Raw genomic sequence first — 1,754 nt, 5'->3', positions numbered from 1 at the left:
GCGATCGATTTCACGATCGAGTCGTTGGTACCGGTGTAGACATTGTCCGGCGCAGTCACGGTGGTAGTACCCACGGTGCCATTGGCCGGCACGGTGATGACGGTCTTGCCGTCGCTCAGCGTGAAGGTCAGGGCGCTGTGGTTGTTGATCGGCAGACCATCTTTGTTGGTCAGCGTGATGGTGTAGGTGATCACGCCGCCTTCGGTGACCGAAGGGGTGGCGGTCAGCTTCGCGATCACTTCGTCGGTGGTGTCTTTGACCTTGACCGAAGCATCGCCGCCCAGTTGCAGGTTTTCGAAACCACGACCGTCGATATCCACGGCGGACTTGATACCCAAAGTGATTTTGCCGCCGTCTTTGTAGACGTCTTCGCCTTGCGCTGCATGGGTGTAGGGTGCGCTGGTCTCACCGGCCTTGATGGTGACTTGGGCGTTGTTGCTCAGGGTCACGACCAAGTCATGATCCAGCACGGTGTTGATCTTGACGGTGAAGGTCGGCTCTTTGTTTTCGTAGACCAACTTCTGATCAGCCACGATAGTGACTTTGACCAGATCGCCCTGGTTACCGGTACCTGGAGTGCCCGAACCTGGCTCGTCGGTAACTTCGGTGCTGACCTTGGTTTCATCCAGCGTCAGTTGCTCGAACTTCCAGGCATCAGCGCCGCTGACGTACTTGAGGCTCTGCTCGATCGCAGCATTCGTGCCGGTATAGACGTTGTCCGGAGCAATAACAGTAGTCGAGCCGGTAGTCCCGTTTGCCGGTACGGTAATGGTGGTCTTGCCATCGCTCAGGGTGAAAGTCAGGGCCGAGTGGTTGTTGATCGGCAGACCATCTTTGTTGGTCAGTGTCACGGTGTAGGTGATCACACCACCTTCACTCACAGACTCTGTTGCAGTCAGTTTTGCTACAACTTCGTTGGTCGTGTCGGTAACTTTGACCGAAGCCTGTTCACCCAGTTGCAGGTTTTCGAAAGTACGCCCGTCAACATCCACCGCCGACTTGATGCCAAGGGTGATTTCGCCACTGTCCAGATAGACGTCGTCGCCCTGTGCCGCGTGGACATAAGGTTCGCTCGAAGTCTGACCGGCCTTGATGGTGACCTGTGCATCGTTGCTCAGGGTCACGACCAGGTCATGGTCCAGTGCCGTGTTGATGTGCACGGTGAAGCTCGGCTTGACGTCCTCGGCCACCGAGACCTGATCGGCCGTAATGGTGACCTTGACCACGTCGCCCTGGTTGCCGGTACCTGGCGTACCCGAACCTGGCTCGTCGGTAACTTCGGTGCTGACCTTGGTGTCGTCCAGCGTCAGCTGTTCGAACTTCCAGGCATCAGCGCCGCTGACGTACTTCAGGCTCTGCTCGACCGGGGCGTTCGTGCCGGTATAGACGTTGTCTGGAGCAATGACGGTGGCCGAGCCGGTGGTGCCGTTCGCAGGCACGGTGATGGTGGTCTTGCCGTCACTCAGGGTGAAGGTCAGGGCCGAGTGGTTGTTGATCGGCAGGCCGTCCTTGTTGGTCAGCGTCACGGTGTAAGTGATCACGCCACCTTCAGTAACGGACTCGGTTGCGGTCAATGTGGCCACAACTTCGCTGACTGTGTCGGTAACCTGAACCGAAGCATCGCCGCCCAGTTGCAGATTCTCGAAGGCACGGCCGTCGACGTCCACGGCGGACTTGATGCCAAGGGTGATTTCGCCGCTGTCCAAATAAACGTCATCGCCCTGCGCAGCGTGCTCGTACGGCGCGCTGGTGTC

General features: G+C 58.2%; 1 protein-coding gene. It reads right to left on the bottom strand.

What is annotated here, in order from left to right; genetic code table 11:
- Nucleotides 1-1,754 (bottom strand): immunoglobulin-like domain-containing protein (locus N436_RS28320; protein ID WP_371920936.1); only part of this gene is annotated, 1,754 nt, incomplete at both ends.

Source organism: Pseudomonas sp. RV120224-01b (assembly GCF_003208145.1).
In the GTDB taxonomy this organism is placed as follows: domain Bacteria; phylum Pseudomonadota; class Gammaproteobacteria; order Pseudomonadales; family Pseudomonadaceae; genus Aquipseudomonas; species Aquipseudomonas monteilii.
Note: the sequence above shows the minus strand (reverse complement) of the source record. Positions and strands in the feature narration are given on the sequence as shown.